Annotated in this window: 13 protein-coding genes; 12 read left to right on the top strand and 1 reads right to left on the bottom strand. The window is 68.0% G+C overall.

The window, feature by feature from the left end:
• The first annotated feature begins 38 nt into the window (after positions 1–38).
• From Q7514_RS30555 to Q7514_RS30530, 6 genes are read left to right on the top strand one after another with little or no spacing between them, the layout of a single operon-like run.
• Positions 39–1,109 (top strand): FecCD family ABC transporter permease, encoded by a 1,071-nt coding sequence (locus Q7514_RS30555; protein ID WP_330137037.1) that lies wholly within the window; start codon positions 39–41, stop codon positions 1,107–1,109.
• The gene (locus Q7514_RS30550) at positions 1,106–1,993 is read left to right on the top strand and encodes an ABC transporter ATP-binding protein (protein ID WP_330137009.1); all 888 of its coding nucleotides are present in this window, start codon (positions 1,106–1,108) and stop codon (positions 1,991–1,993) included. Before Q7514_RS30555 ends, Q7514_RS30550 begins: the two co-directional genes overlap by 4 nt.
• A gap of 40 nt (positions 1,994–2,033) precedes the next feature.
• Entirely contained in the window at positions 2,034–2,435 is a 402-nt protein-coding gene (locus tag Q7514_RS30545) for a BlaI/MecI/CopY family transcriptional regulator (protein ID WP_330137008.1), read from the top strand.
• 13 nt (positions 2,436–2,448) lie between these two features.
• On the top strand, positions 2,449–3,399 hold the full coding sequence (locus Q7514_RS30540) for a M56 family metallopeptidase (RefSeq protein ID WP_330137007.1): 951 nt from the start codon (positions 2,449–2,451) through the stop codon (positions 3,397–3,399).
• 58 nt (positions 3,400–3,457) lie between these two features.
• Positions 3,458–4,909 carry an NADP-dependent phosphogluconate dehydrogenase gene (gene gndA, locus Q7514_RS30535; protein WP_330137006.1) on the top strand — a complete coding sequence of 484 codons (1,452 nt, stop codon included), beginning with the start codon at positions 3,458–3,460 and terminating at the stop codon, positions 4,907–4,909.
• Between the two features lie 13 nt (positions 4,910–4,922).
• The gene (locus Q7514_RS30530) at positions 4,923–5,825 is read left to right on the top strand and encodes a DMT family transporter (protein WP_330137005.1); all 903 of its coding nucleotides are present in this window, start codon (positions 4,923–4,925) and stop codon (positions 5,823–5,825) included.
• Here Q7514_RS30530 and Q7514_RS30525 read toward each other — a convergent pair whose 3' ends face one another.
• On the bottom strand, positions 5,826–6,482 hold the full coding sequence (locus Q7514_RS30525) for a class I SAM-dependent methyltransferase (protein WP_408016218.1): 657 nt from the start codon (positions 6,480–6,482) through the stop codon (positions 5,826–5,828).
• Positions 6,483–6,613: 131 nt separating this feature from the next.
• On the opposite strand from Q7514_RS30525, the gene Q7514_RS30520 reads away from it, so the two are divergent.
• From Q7514_RS30520 to Q7514_RS30495, 6 genes are all read left to right on the top strand, one after another.
• Positions 6,614–6,778 carry a hypothetical protein gene (locus Q7514_RS30520; protein WP_330137003.1) on the top strand — a complete coding sequence of 55 codons (165 nt, stop codon included), beginning with the start codon at positions 6,614–6,616 and terminating at the stop codon, positions 6,776–6,778.
• On the top strand, positions 6,778–8,151 hold the full coding sequence (locus tag Q7514_RS30515) for a hemolysin family protein (protein ID WP_330137002.1): 1,374 nt from the start codon (positions 6,778–6,780) through the stop codon (positions 8,149–8,151). The genes Q7514_RS30520 and Q7514_RS30515 overlap by 1 nt, the downstream gene beginning before the upstream one ends.
• Positions 8,148–9,248 carry a hemolysin family protein gene (locus Q7514_RS30510; RefSeq protein ID WP_330137001.1) on the top strand — a complete coding sequence of 367 codons (1,101 nt, stop codon included), beginning with the start codon at positions 8,148–8,150 and terminating at the stop codon, positions 9,246–9,248. The genes Q7514_RS30515 and Q7514_RS30510 overlap by 4 nt, the downstream gene beginning before the upstream one ends.
• Positions 9,245–10,162, top strand: coding sequence for a 3-methyladenine DNA glycosylase (locus Q7514_RS30505; protein WP_330137000.1), 918 nt, complete (start codon positions 9,245–9,247; stop codon positions 10,160–10,162). Before Q7514_RS30510 ends, Q7514_RS30505 begins: the two co-directional genes overlap by 4 nt.
• An 89-nt stretch (positions 10,163–10,251) precedes the next feature.
• Complete coding sequence (locus Q7514_RS30500) at positions 10,252–12,435, top strand: malate synthase G (protein WP_330136999.1); 2,184 nt, start codon at positions 10,252–10,254, stop codon at positions 12,433–12,435.
• A 150-nt stretch (positions 12,436–12,585) separates the two neighbouring features.
• On the top strand, positions 12,586–14,385 hold the full coding sequence (locus Q7514_RS30495) for a substrate-binding domain-containing protein (RefSeq protein ID WP_330136998.1): 1,800 nt from the start codon (positions 12,586–12,588) through the stop codon (positions 14,383–14,385).
• The last annotated feature ends 1 nt before the right edge of the window (position 14,386 follow it).

Genomic DNA, 14,386 nt, shown 5'->3' with positions numbered 1-14,386 from the left:
CACCCACCACAGGTAAGGATCCCCGCCGCCGCACCCCCATCCAACTCTCCACCGCCGTACCCGCCCGCCCCGCCTTCCGCGTCGGCCGGTTCTCCGTGGTATGGCGCGGTCGCCAGGTGCTCGTGTGCACCCTGCTCGCCGTCGCCGCGTTCCTGCTCCTGTGCGTCGGGCTCGGTCGCGGCGACTACCCGATGTCCGTCCCCGAGGTCATCGAGGTACTCCTCGGCGGCGGCGAACGACTCGACCGGTTCATCGTGTTCGACCTGCGTCTCCCCCGCGGCATCGGCGCGCTCGTCGTCGGCGCCTGCCTCGCCGTCTCCGGCGCCATCACCCAGTCGCTGTCCCGCAACGCCCTGGCCAGCCCCGACATCCTCGGCATCACCGCCGGCGCCAGCGCCGCAGCCGTCGCCCTGATCGTCGTCACCAGCGGCGGCACCATCGTCGGACTCCTCGCCGCGCTCGGCCTGCCCCTGGCAGCCCTCGTCGGCGGCCTGCTCACCGCCGCCGTGATCTACCTGCTCGCGTGGAAGAACGGCGTCGACGGATTCCGGCTCGTGCTCATCGGCATCGGCGCCAACGCCATGCTGATCGCCCTGACCAACTGGATGCTCGTCTCCGCCGACATCAACGACGTCTCCCGCGCCCAGGTCTGGCTGACCGGCTCCCTCAACGGCATCAGCTGGAGTCAGGTCATCCCCGCCGGCGTCGCCCTCGCCGTCATCGGCACCTGGACGATCATCGCCTCGTTCACCATCGGCGCCCTGCGCCTCGGCGACGACACCGCACGCTCGCTCGGCATCCGCCTGCAATCCCAACAGGGCATGCTCCTCGTCGCCGCCTGCGCACTCGCCGCCATCGCGACCGCCGCCGCCGGACCCATCGGATTCGTCGCGCTCGCCGCACCCCAGGTCGCGCTGCGACTCGTCCGCTCCGCCGGCCCCCCGGTCATCGCCTCCGCGCTGACCGGCGCCGTTCTCGTCGTCGGCGCCGACATCATCGCCCGCACCATCCTGCCGGTCTCCCTGCCGGTCGGACTCGTAACCTCCGCGCTCGGCGGCCCGTTCCTGCTGTATCTGCTCGTGCGCTCCAACCGGAAGGTGTCAGTGTGACCCACGCCCAGCCCCTCGACACGCACCCTGCCGGCGCGACCGACCACACCGGCGCGCGACTCGTCGCCGAGCATCTCGCACTCGGCTACGGAGACCGCCTCATCGTCGACGACCTCGACCTCGAGATCCCCACCGGAGTGGTCACCACCATCATCGGGCCCAACGGCTGCGGCAAATCCACCCTGCTGCGCGCACTGAGCCGGCTGCTCAAACCCCGCGCGGGACACGTCCTTCTCGACGGCCGCAAGATCACCACGATGCGCACCCGCGACGTCGCCCGGGTCCTCGGCATGCTTCCCCAGGCACCCACCGCACCCGAAGGACTCACCGTCGCCGACCTCGTCGCCCGCGGCCGCCACCCCCACCAATCGTGGGTGCGGCAATGGTCCGGAGACGACGAAGACGTCGTCTCCACCGCCCTGACCCGCACCGGCATCGCCGACCTCGCCGACCGCCCCGTCGACGAACTCTCGGGCGGCCAGCGCCAACGCGCCTGGATCTCGATGGCCCTCGCGCAGGGCACCGACGTCCTGCTTCTCGACGAACCCACCACCTACCTCGACCTCGCGCACTCCATCGAGGTTCTCGACCTCGTCGACCAACTGCACAGCGAACTCGGCCGCACCGTGGTGATGGTTCTGCACGACCTCAACCTCGCCATCCGCTACAGCGACCACCTCGTCGTCATGCGCGACGGCAAGGTCATCGCCTCCGGCCCACCGGCCGAGGTCATCTCCGTCGAACTGCTCCGCGACGTGTTCGGACTCGATGCCTCCGTCATCAGCGACCCCGTGTCCGGCCGGCCCCTGATCGTGCCCATCGGCACCCGCCACGTCTACGGCACCGTCGGCGGCGACACCCTACCCGAAAAACTACGACCCTAGGTAGTACGCACAAATGTCGGAGACTCCGTAGAATCAACGTATGGCAGCACTAGGCGAACTCGAGCGAGCAGTGATGGACCACCTGTGGTCCTCCACCGAACCCCAGACCGTGCGACAGGTCCACGAAGGCCTCTCCGCCCGCCGCTCCCTCGCATACACCACCGTCATGACTGTCCTTCAACGCCTCGCGAAGAAGAACCTCGTCATCCAACAACGCGACGACCGCGCCCACCGCTACCTCCCGGTGCACGGCCGCGACGAACTCGTCGCCAGCCTCATGGTCGACGCCCTCGACCAGGCCGACGAAACCGCCGGACGCACCGCCGCACTCGTCCACTTCGTCGGCCGGGTCGGCGCCGACGAAGCAGACGCGCTGCGCGCCGCACTGGCCGAACTCGAAGCCCAACACAGCACCGACCGACCCGCGGGCAAGGCGAGCTGACAGACTCGACCCCATGGATGCGACCACCGCGCTCGTATTCGGCATACTTGCGCTTCTCCTCGCGGGTCCGGTGCCCGGACTCCTGTCCCGCGCCGCCTGGCCGCACCGCAACCCGCGCGCGGCGCTCGTGTTGTGGCAGGCCATCGCCCTGGCCGCCGTCCTCTCGGCGTTCAGCTCCGGCCTCGCCATCGCCAGCCGTCTACTGGTGCCCGGCGACGACGGCCGCCCCACCACCGGGCCCCTCGAGGAAATCGACGCGCTCGGGCTACCCCTGTGGCTCACCTACGTCGTCGTCTTCATGCTCACCTTGCTCATCGGCGGACGCCTGATCTACTCGACCGTGCACGTCGGTGTCCGCACCCGCCGCCGCCGCGCCCGCCACCGCATGCTCGTCGACCTCCTCGACCGCCGCGACAACCTCTCCGCCATCCGCACCCTCCCCCACGTGCGAATCCTCGACAGCACGGACCCCATCGCCTACTGCCTGCCCGGCATCCGGCACCGCGTCGTCCTGTCCGAAGGCACCCTCGACAACCTCACCGAAGACGAACTGAGCGCCGTCCTGCGCCACGAACACTCCCACCTGCGCGCCCGCCACGACCTCATTCTCGAAGCATTCACCGCCGTCTACGAAGCGTTCCCCCGTTGGGTCCGCTCCGGATCGGCACTCGGCTCCGTGCAGCTCCTCGTCGAAATGCTCGCCGACGACTCCGCCGTACGTCTCACCGGCCCCACCCCCCTGGCCCGTGCCCTCGTCACCTGCGCCGACGCCCACACCCCCACCGGCGCTCTCGCAGTTGGCGGACCCTCCACCCTTTTACGAGTACAGCGACTCGCCAACCCCGGCCCCGACCTGACCATCTCCGCGTGCGCCTACATGACCGCCGCCGCGATCCTCGTCGTCCCCACCGTCGCTGTCGCCGTCCCCTGGCTGACCGAATTGACCCGCCTGTTCACCCACTGACCACAGTTCCTGCACCGTTCGATTTCGATCACGCCCCATTTCGAGGGAAGCTGTACCCATGACCGTCGAACGCACCGAGACCCCCCTCGCCCAGATCGGCGTGACCGGCCTGGCCGTCATGGGGTCCAACATCGCCCGGAACTTCGCCCGACACGGCTACACTGTCGCCCTGCACAACCGCAGCATCGCCAAGACCGATGCCCTGCTCGCCGAGCACGGCAGCGACGGCACCTTCATTCGCACCGAAACGATCGACGAGTTCGTCGCCGCCCTCGAGAAGCCCCGACGCGTCCTGATCATGGTCAAAGCAGGCGACGCCACCGACGCCGTCATCGACGAACTCGCCGATGCCATGGAACCCGGCGACATCATCATCGACGGCGGCAACGCCCTGTACACCGACACCATCCGCCGCGAAGCCGCCCTACGCGAACGTGGACTGCACTTCGTCGGCGCCGGCATCTCCGGCGGCGAAGAAGGCGCACTCAACGGACCGTCCATCATGCCCGGCGGCCCCGCCGAGTCCTACGCCGCACTCGGCCCCCTCCTCGAGGCCATCTCCGCCAAGGTCGATGACACCCCCTGCTGCACCCACGTCGGCCCCGACGGCGCCGGACACTTCGTCAAAATGGTGCACAACGGCATCGAATACGCAGACATGCAGCTCATCGGCGAGGCCTACCACCTCCTGCGCGACGCCCTGGGCTACGACGCCGCGAAGATCGCCGACGTGTTCGCCGTCTGGAACACCGGCACCCTCGAGTCGTACCTCATCGAAATCACCGCGGAAGTGCTGCGCCAGACCGACGCCGCCACCGGCAAACCTCTCGTCGACGTCATCGTCGACGCCGCCGAACAGAAGGGCACCGGACGCTGGACCGTCAAGGCGGCCCTCGACCTCGGCATCCCCGTCACCGGCATCGCCGAAGCCGTCTTCGCCCGCGCCCTGTCCGGATCCCGCACGCAGCGCGCCGCAGCCCGCGACCTGACCGCCGGTACCCTCGGCGCCGCCCCCACCGACACCGCCCAGTTCACCGAGGACATCCGCGCCGCCCTATACGCCTCCAAAATCGTCGCCTACGCCCAGGGCTTCGACCAGATCGCCGCCGGCAGCGCCGAATACGGATGGAACATCGACCGCGCTGCCATGGCCACGATCTGGCGCGGCGGCTGCATCATCCGCGCCCAGTTCCTCAACCGCATCAAAGAGGCCTACGACGCCGACCCGGAGCTGCCCAGCCTGATCCTCGCGCCCTACTTCCGCGACGCCATCGAAGCCGGCATCGACAGCTGGCGGCGCGTCGTGGTCACCGCCACCACCCTCGGCATCCCCATCCCGGCCTTCGGCTCGTCCCTGTCCTACTACGACGGGCTACGCGCCGAACGTCTTCCCGCCGCACTCACCCAGGGCCAACGCGACTACTTCGGTGCGCACACCTACGAGCGCACCGACAAGCCCGGCAAGTTCCACACCCTGTGGAGCGGCGACCACAGCGAAGTCCAGGCCTGACCGAACCCCGACCATGACCGGCACCACGGCAGCATCCGTGGCGTGCGCGCTCGCCGCCGCGGTGCTGATCGCCGTCAGCATGGTCGCCCAGCAACGCTCCGCCGCCGCCGTCCCCACCTCCGGCCCGCTCGTCGGCAGTCTCATCCGCAGCCCCCGCTGGTGGGCGGCGCTGGCCGTGGACGGCGGCGGCTACACGCTGCAGGTTCTCGCTCTCGCGCTCGGCACCGTCCTGATCGTGCAACCGCTGCTCGTCTCGTCGCTGCTGTTCGCCATCCCCATCTCGGCCTACTACACCGGACGACGACCCGACCGCCGCACCCTGTTGCTCGCCGGGGCACTGTGTGTCTCGTTGGCGGTGTTCCTGATCGCCGGCAACCCCACCGCAGGAGCCGTCGACGCCGCCGCCACCCGATGGGCACTGCCCCTCGCACTCGTCCTGGCCGTCACCGCAGGCGCCACCGCACTCGGCCTCGCCCCCGGATCGCCGGGGCGCCGCGCCATGCTGCTCGGCACCGCCGCCGGCATCCTCTACGGCGTTGCCGCCGCCTTCACCAAACACGTCACCGACCTGATCGAACACGGCGTGTTCACCGTCCTCGGGTCGTGGCAGACCTGGACCGTGATCGCGGCGGGGCTCACCGGCATGTACCTGCAGCAACGCGCCTTCCAAGCCGGGCCACTGACCGCCTCCCTACCGACGCTGACGATCGCCGAACCACTCGCCGCGGTATTCCTCGGCATGACCGTGCTCGGCGAACACCTCGACACCGACAGCCTCGGCCTCACCGCCACCGTCGCCGCCGTCGCTGTGATGGCCGTGACCACCCTCGCACTTGCCCGCACCGTCGCACCCAGCCCCTCCGGCACCACACCGGCTGCCGAGGGGACGCCGACCACGAGGCCTACACAGCCCTGATCAGCTGTCCGACCGCGACAACACCGCGACCAGGAAATCGGAATCCTCTGTGAACGGGCGCAGATCCCACGTCGACAACAACAACTCCGGCGTGAGACCCCCGGCCGCTGCATCGGCGAGGAACTCGGTGAAGTCGTAGTCACGACCCGCACCGAACCCGACCACAGCACGCCCCGACGACCTCAGATGCCGCGCGAACCCGGCCAACGTCGCCCGCCGCGTCGACGGCGCCAAGAACGTCATGACATTGCCCGCACACACGATCACGTCGAACTCCGCGGCCACACCGCGACCCGGCAGATCCAACTCGGCGAGATCCCCGGCCAACCACGTCGGGCCCGGATGGTCCTCCTCCGCCGCCGCGATCAGCACCGGGTCCACATCGACCCCCACCACGACGTGCCCCACCGCGTGCAGATAGGCACCCAACCGGCCCGGCCCGCACCCTGCATCGAGCACCCGCGCACCCCGCCCCACCATCGCGTCGATCAACCGGGCTTCACCGACGATGTCCTGCCCCTGGGCCGCCATCGTCCGGAAACGCTCGACATACCAACTCGAATGCGATGGATCCGCCTCGGTGATGTCCTCCCACTGGCTTCGGATGCGCTCGGCCAACGTCCCACCTCCTCGTCCGGGCCCGCCAACGCGAGCCACCTACGACCCACCCTATTCACCTCATCCCACCGCAGGACACGACAGCCACCACCTGCCGAATTAGAATGGGCTCTTTCACCGCACCGTCCGGGAGCGCCCCCATCCGTCCCGGACCCGACGAGAGGAACACGGTGCCTGAGGCACCCCCTACCGGCACGGTGCCTGAGGCACCTACTACCAGCACGACCCGAGCCGACGTCGGCGCAACCACCGCGGAGACCGACTCCGCCGGGCAGGAGGGCTCCCCTAGCGAGCCGGGCGACGAACCCGGCGCCATCGCACAGGAGCGGCCCTGATGTCCGTCGCCCTGTCCATCCTCAGCCTCCTCGGCTTCGTCGCCCTCACGGCAGGCACCGCCCTGTTCGTCGCCGCCGAATTCTCCCTGACCGCCCTCGAACGCAGCACCGTCGAAGCGCACGCCCGAGGCGGCGACCGCCGCGCCCGCCAGGTACAGCGCGCGCACAGCACGCTGTCGTTCCAGCTGTCCGGCGCCCAACTCGGCATCACCATCACCACCTTGATCACCGGCTATCTCGCCGAACCGGTCCTCGCCCGCTTCCTCGACCCCGTGTTCGATGCCATCGGGCTGGCAGAGAACACCGCGAGCACCGTGTCACTGGTCGTCGCGCTCGTCCTCGCCACCTCGTTCTCCATGGTCTTCGGTGAACTCGTCCCGAAGAACATCGCGATCTCCCGACCCCTGGCCACGGCGCGCGCCACCGCCGGACTCCAAGCCGGCTTCTCACTGATCTTCCGCTGGGCCATCAACGGCCTCAACGGCACCGCCAACCGCATCGTGCGGCGCCTCGGCATCGAACCCGCCGAAGAACTACGCTCGGCACGTTCCCCACAAGAACTCGGCTCCCTCGTGCGCGCCTCCGCCGAAAGCGGCGTCCTCGACGAATCCACTGCCCGACTCGTCGACCGTTCCCTGCGCTTCGGTGAACGCACCGCCGAGGACCTCATGACCCCGCGCACGACCATCGAATGCCTCGATCGCCGCGACACCGTCCTCGACCTGATCGAACTGTCCTCCCGCACCGGATACTCCAGGTTCCCGGTCATCGACTCCGACCTCGACTCCACACTCGGTGTCGTCCACATCAAACACGCGTTCACCGTCGCAGCCGACCGGCGCGGCACCACCGCGGTCCAGAACCTCGTCCGGAAGGTCCCTATCGTGCCGTCGACCCTCGACGGTGACACCGTCATGGAGCGGGTCCGCGCCGACGGAATGCAGGTCGCCCTCGTCGCCGACGAATACGGCGGTACCGCCGGGATCGTCACCATGGAAGACCTCATCGAGGAAATCATCGGCGACGTCCGCGACGAACACGACGAACCACAACCCGACGCACACCCGCTCGACAACGGCTGGTCGTGCTCAGGGCTCCTGCGCATCGACGAGGTCGAACGCCTCACCGGCTACCTCGCACCCGACGGCGACTACGAGACGATCGGCGGGCTCATCCTCACCGAACTCGGTCGCATCCCCGAGATCCACGACGAGATCCCGCTCCCGGCCCGCGACCACGACAACCCCCCGTGGCGCGCCCGGGTCCTCGAGATGGATGGTCACCGCATCGACCGGCTCCTGTTGACGCCCACCGAGCCCGAAAGAAACAGTCCCGACCACGGTCACGAGCACACCGAACAGGAGCAGCCGTGAACGACCTGCTCGGGGCCGCTCTGACCGTATTGCTCCTCGCCGGCAACGCTTTCTTCGTCGGCGCCGAATTCTCACTCATCACCGCGCGCCGCGACCGACTCGAAGCGCTCGACACCCAAGGCAAGAAACGGGCCCGCACCGTCATCGCCGCCGGTGAACACCTCTCCCTGATGCTCGCCGGATCCCAACTCGGTATCACGATCTGCTCGATTCTTCTCGGCCGCGTCGGCGAACCCGCCATTGCGCATCTCATCGAGGCGCCGCTCCACCTCATCGGCCTCCCAGACCAGCTCCTGCACCCCATCGCGTTCACCATCTCGATCGCGCTCGTGGTGACCCTGCACATCCTGCTCGGCGAGATGGTGCCCAAGAACATCGCCATCGCCGGTCCCGAACGCACCGCTATGCTCCTCGTCCCCGTCCACGTGCTGTTCATGCGACCGGCCCGCCCCCTGATCGCTTTCTACAACTGGTGCGCCAACATCACGTTGCGCGTGATGCGCGTCGAACCCAAGGACGAACTCGACACCACCGTCACCGCCGTCGAACTGACCGAGATGATCGGCGAATCCCGCTCCGAAGGCCTGATCGACGAAGAAGAACACCGCCGGCTCATCCAGGCACTGAACACCGGGGGACGCACTGTCGCCGACGTCCTGATCCCGGTCGGCGACGTCCGCACCGTACCCACCACCACCGCCGGTGTCGCCCTCGGCGCCATCGAACACGCCGTCACCACGACCGGGTTCTCCCGCTATCCCACCCGGACCCCCGCCGGCGCCTACACCGGATATCTTCACGTCAAGGACATCCTCGATCTCGTGCACGACCAGGGTGCTGGCCCCGACACCGTGATCCCACCCGATACCATCCGCCCACTCCCATCGCTGAACCTCGACACCGCACTCGACGATGCCCTGTCCCAACTTCGACGCACCCGCTCCCACCTCGGCTGCGTCGTCGACAACACCGGAGCGATGGTCGGCATCGTCGCGCTCGAGGACCTCGTCGAAGAATTCGTCGGCACCGTCCGCGACGCCACCCACCGCATCACCGATCCCACCCCGGGGAGCCGCACAGGAGGCACAGCCAAGTGACCGAGGCCCCGACCACCCACCGGGAGGTCATCCTCACCGAGAACCAGTGGACCGCGCGCCGCGACCGACATCGGCACGAGGTCGACGAACTGCTCGCCGCGCACCTGCGCCGGCGCGCGTCGCACGAGAAACACCCCGTCCACGATTTTCTGTTCACGTACTACAACCACCGGCCCGCGCAACTGCGTCGGTGGCATCCCGGGTTCGGCACCGTTCTGCTCGGCGCGGATCGTGAGTACCGTCACCATCCCGCCTACGAGCGGGTCGTCGTGGACGGCACGCCCGGGGTCCGCGTGAGCTCCGCCACCCTCGAGCATCGTTCGGCGACGGTCGGGTTCATAGCCGAACTCCTGACTCGAACCGGGGCGAGAACCGCCCAGTTCGGGTGTTTCGGACTGCACGAATGGGCGATGGTGTACCGCACGAGCAGCGATGATGTGCGGCATTCGGCGGTGCCACTGCGGCTCGGTCACGCAGGAACCGATGCGGTGGTGGAATCAATGCAGTTGCGCTGCAGTCATTATGACGCCTACCGGTTCTTCACCCCGGACGCGGCACCTCGCAACATCGAACCGCTGACCCGCGACGACCAACTCGACCGCGAGCAGCCCGGGTGCCTACACGCCGGCATGGACCTATACAAGTGGGCGTACAAACTCTCACCCCTGGTCGATTCGGACCTGCTGTTGCGCTGTTTTCGGCATGCAGCCGCGACACGCGAACTCGACATGCGCGCGAGCCCGTATGATCTGAGCGACTACGGCTACTCGCCCATCACGATCGAGACTGCCGCCGGACGCGCACAGTACGTCCGCGAGCAGTCGGCGCTCACCTCTCGCGCCGCGGACCTACGACAGGACCTGCTCGAACGATGCACCGCCCTGCGCGCGCGCCGAACCGACGTACGCCCCTAGCTACCGGCGGGTAATATAATGGTGAATTTTCGTGCGGCTCCCGGAACGCAACAACGCCGGGCGCACAGCAACCGGAAAGAGTGAGGGTAATGACTGAACGCGTGACCGTCGGCGGACTGCAGATCGCCAAGGTGCTCTACGACTTCGTCAACAATGAGGCGCTCCCCGGAACCGGAGTGGACGCGGAGGCGTTCTGGGCCGGCGCCGACAAGATCGTCGAAGAGCTCGCACCCAAGAACCGTGCTCTGCTCGCCAAGCGCGACGACCTGCAGGCACAGATCGACACCTGGCACCGAGACCGGGCCGGAGCGCCCCACGACCCGGCCGCCTACAAGACCTTCCTCGAGGAGATCGGCTACCTCGTCCCCGTCCCCGCACCGTTCCAGGTCACCACCGCCGGCGTCGACACCGAGATCACCTCCACCCCGGGCCCGCAGCTCGTCGTGCCGATCCTCAACGCCCGCTTCGCCCTCAACGCCTCCAACGCCCGCTGGGGCTCGCTCTACGACGCGCTGTACGGCACCGACGCCATCTCCGAAGAAGGCGGCGCGGAGAAGACCGGCGGATACAACAAGGTCCGCGGCGACAAGGTCATCGCCTGGGCCCGCGACTTCCTCGACAAAGCCGCACCCCTGCAGTCCGGCAGCCACGCCGACTCGACGAACTACGCCATCGACGGCACCGAACTGAAGGTCACACTCGCCGACGGCACCGTCACCGGACTCGCCGACGCCGACAAGCTCGTCGGCTACCTCGGCGACAAGAACGCCCCCACCTCCGTGCTGCTGCGCAACAACGGCCTGCACATCGAGATCCAGATCGACGCCGCCTCCCCCATCGGCAGCACCGACGCCGCCGGAGTCAAGGACGTCGTCCTCGAATCCGCCGTCACCACGATCATGGACTTCGAGGACTCCGTCGCCGCAGTCGACGCCGACGACAAGACCCTCGGATATCGCAACTGGCTCGGCCTGAACCGCGGCGACCTGACCGAGTCGTTCGACAAGGGCGGCAAGACCCTCACCCGCACCCTCAACGCCAACCGCGTCTATACCGGTATCGACGGCAGCGAACTCGAACTGCACGGCCGGTCCCTCTTGTTCGTCCGCAACGTCGGTCACCTCATGACCACCCCCGCCATCCTCGACGCCGAAGGCAACGAGATCCCCGAGGGCATCCTCGACGCACTGATCACCAGCCTGTGCGCCGTCCACGGTCTGCACACCGACGAGGCACACGGCCCCTTGGCCAACAGCCGCACCGGCTCGATCTACATCGTCAAGCCCAAGCAGCACGGCCCCGAGGAATCCGCCTTCACCACCGAACTGTTCGGCCGCGTCGAAGAGGTCCTCGGTCTTCCGGCCAACACCGTCAAGGTCGGCATCATGGACGAGGAGCGACGCACCACCGTCAACCTCGCCGCCTGTATCGACGCCGCCTCCGAACGCGTGGTGTTCATCAACACCGGCTTCCTCGACCGCACCGGCGACGAAATCCACACCTCCATGGAAGCGGGCGCCGTCGTGCGCAAGGCCGCGATGAAACAGCAGCGGTGGATCAGCGCCTACGAAGACTGGAACGTCGACACCGGCCTCGCCGCCGGACTGCAGGGCAAGGCACAGATCGGCAAGGGCATGTGGGCCATGACCGACCTCATGCACGACATGCTCGTGCAGAAGATCGGCCAGCCCAAGGCCGGCGCCAACACCGCATGGGTGCCGTCCCCCACCGGCGCGACCCTGCACGCCACCCACTACCACGAAGTCGACGTCTTCGCGGTCCAGGACGAGCTGAAGGGCACGCCGCGCGCGACCGTCGATGACATCCTCACCATTCCGCTTGCCGAGAACACCGACTGGTCCGACGCCGAGAAGCGCGAAGAGCTCGACAACAACTGCCAGTCCATCCTCGGCTACGTGGTCCGCTGGATCGACGCCGGTGTCGGCTGCTCCAAGGTCCCCGACATCCACGACGTGGCACTGATGGAAGACCGCGCGACCCTGCGTATCTCGAGCCAGCTACTCGCGAACTGGATCCGCCACGGCGTCGTCACCGCCGACGACGTCGTCGCTTCCCTCGAACGTATGGCTCCGATCGTCGACCGCCAGAACGAAGGCGACGCGTCCTATCGGAACATGGCGCCGGACTTCGAGGGCAACATCGCGTTCCAGGCCGCAAAGGAACTGATCCTCGAAGGCACCACGCAGCCCAGCGGCTACACCGAGCCGATCCTGCACCGCCGCCGCCGCGAGTACAAGGCCGCCAACGCCTGACCTCCGGCACCAGCCCGGCGCGAAGCGATGGGCCCCGATCCGCGTGGATCGGGGCCCATCGTCACACCATCCGGCCTGCAACGGACCACCATCATCGCGCGTCATTAGACTGCTGGGGCCCGACCACAACGAAACGAGGCGAGAAACCAAGTGGCTCGACATCGCGGATCCGGTGGAACACGTGGCGTCAGCGCAGGCATCATCGTGTCCTCGGTCGTCGTCGTCCTGCTGGTTCTCGGCGTCATCGGCTGGATGCAACTCCGCAACCGAATCGATGAACAGGCCACCGAAGCAGCCGGGACCTGCGTCGAAGGCGACGCCGAACTCCACATTGCCGCCGACCCACTCATCGCCCCCACCCTCTCCGGCCTCGCCACCACATGGAACGCCGACGTCGCACCCGTGATCCGCGACTTTTGCGTCACCGCCCACGTCACCGCCACCGAATCCACCGCCGCCGCCACGGCCCTCGCCGCCGACGGCACCTGGAACCTCGAACTCGGGCCCGAACCCGCCCTCTGGGTGCCCGTCGACACCCGCGCCGCCGACCGCGCGGGCACGACTGCGAGCGGACAACGTCGATCCCTCGCCACCTCACCGATCGTCCTCGCCACACCCACCGTCCTCCAGAACGGACTCACGACCGCCGGGGTCGCATGGCACGACTTACCGTCGCTGCAGGCCACCCCCGGATCCCTCAGCACACTCGGACTCGGATCCTGGGAATCACTGAGGATGGCACTGCCCACCGGAACCGGCAGTGCCGCTACCGAGTCCGCACTCGAAGCCGTCGCCACCACCGGGACGGGACCGCTGACCCAGGACGAAGCAGAGTCCCCGGAAACCGTGACCGCCGTGACGGAACTCGCGCTCGGTGCCAACGCCCTGGACATTGCCGCAGGGCCGGCCACCGCAGACGCACTCACGGCGCTCGCCGCGAACACCACCCCCGACTCCCCGATCCACGCGGTGCCCGTGACGGAGAAGCAACTGTACGACGCCGTCACCTCCGGCACCGCCGACGATCTCGCCGGCTTCCTTCCCGCAGGCGCCACACCCGTCGCCGATTTCCCCGCGGTGGTCCCGAATACCCCCTGGGTCGACGACACTCTGTCCCGGGCCGCCGGGCAGTTCATCGACTACGTGCGCAGTCCCGACATGGTTCAGGACTTCCTCGACGACGGATTCCGCAACGAAGACGGTAATCCCCCCGACGGCTCCACCGAAGGCGACACGGACTCCGGTCCGTCCGACTTCACGTACCCTCCGGTCACGAGTGTGCTCGTCACTGCGGATCCGTCCGTCGGCGACACACTTCTCGACATCCGGCTCAACCCCCACCCCCCCACCAAGACCACCGTGCTCGTGGACACCACCCGCTCCATGGTCACAGCAGACGGAGACAGCACCCGACTCGACGACACCGCGACCGCCATCGACAGCGTCCTCCGCCGCTCCCCGAACTCCTCGATCGTCGGGATGTACGTCTTCGACGACACCTCGGCCTACCGAACCGCTGTTGCCCGAGACGCACTCACCCTCGAGCAGCGCGCGGCACTGGCCTCCGCACTCGACACCATCGCTCCTGCCGAGACCGCGCCGGTGTACGAATCGATCCTCGCCGCGTACACCGATGCCGTCGACAACTACGATCCGTCCAGGCCGAATTCGATGCTCGTAATCCTCGACAGCGACGACGTGAGCCTGGATGACGGTACGAACGCCGGCGTCGATTCCGGCACAACTACCGCCGACGATTTCCTCGACGAGATCAGCGAGCTCGTGGACAGTGCCGCACCGGTCAGGATGAACATCGTCGTCCTCGGCGACGACGTCACCGATTCCGAAACACTGAAAGACCTCACCGACCGCACCGGCGGGTCGTACTCGACGCTCGCCACCCCGGCGAACGACGACCTCACCCGACTACTCCGAAAGCTCATCTCCTGAC

The sequence above is a fragment of the Rhodococcus artemisiae genome (assembly GCF_036327795.1).
GTDB classification, from domain to species: Bacteria; Actinomycetota; Actinomycetes; order Mycobacteriales; family Mycobacteriaceae; genus Rhodococcus; species Rhodococcus artemisiae.
Note: the sequence above shows the minus strand (reverse complement) of the source record. Positions and strands in the feature narration are given on the sequence as shown.

Excerpts from the sequence above, each read along its gene's own strand:
- Q7514_RS30545 (WP_330137008.1), top strand. The coding sequence starts at position 2,034 with ATGGCAGCACTAGGCGAACTCGAGCGAGCAGTGATGGACCACCTGTGG.
- Q7514_RS30540 (WP_330137007.1), top strand. The coding sequence starts at position 2,449 with ATGGATGCGACCACCGCGCTCGTATTCGGCATACTTGCGCTTCTCCTC.
- gndA (WP_330137006.1), top strand. The coding sequence starts at position 3,458 with ATGACCGTCGAACGCACCGAGACCCCCCTCGCCCAGATCGGCGTGACC.
- Q7514_RS30530 (WP_330137005.1), top strand. The coding sequence starts at position 4,923 with ATGACCGGCACCACGGCAGCATCCGTGGCGTGCGCGCTCGCCGCCGCG.
- Q7514_RS30515 (WP_330137002.1), top strand. The coding sequence starts at position 6,778 with ATGTCCGTCGCCCTGTCCATCCTCAGCCTCCTCGGCTTCGTCGCCCTC.
- Q7514_RS30500 (WP_330136999.1), top strand. The coding sequence starts at position 10,252 with ATGACTGAACGCGTGACCGTCGGCGGACTGCAGATCGCCAAGGTGCTC.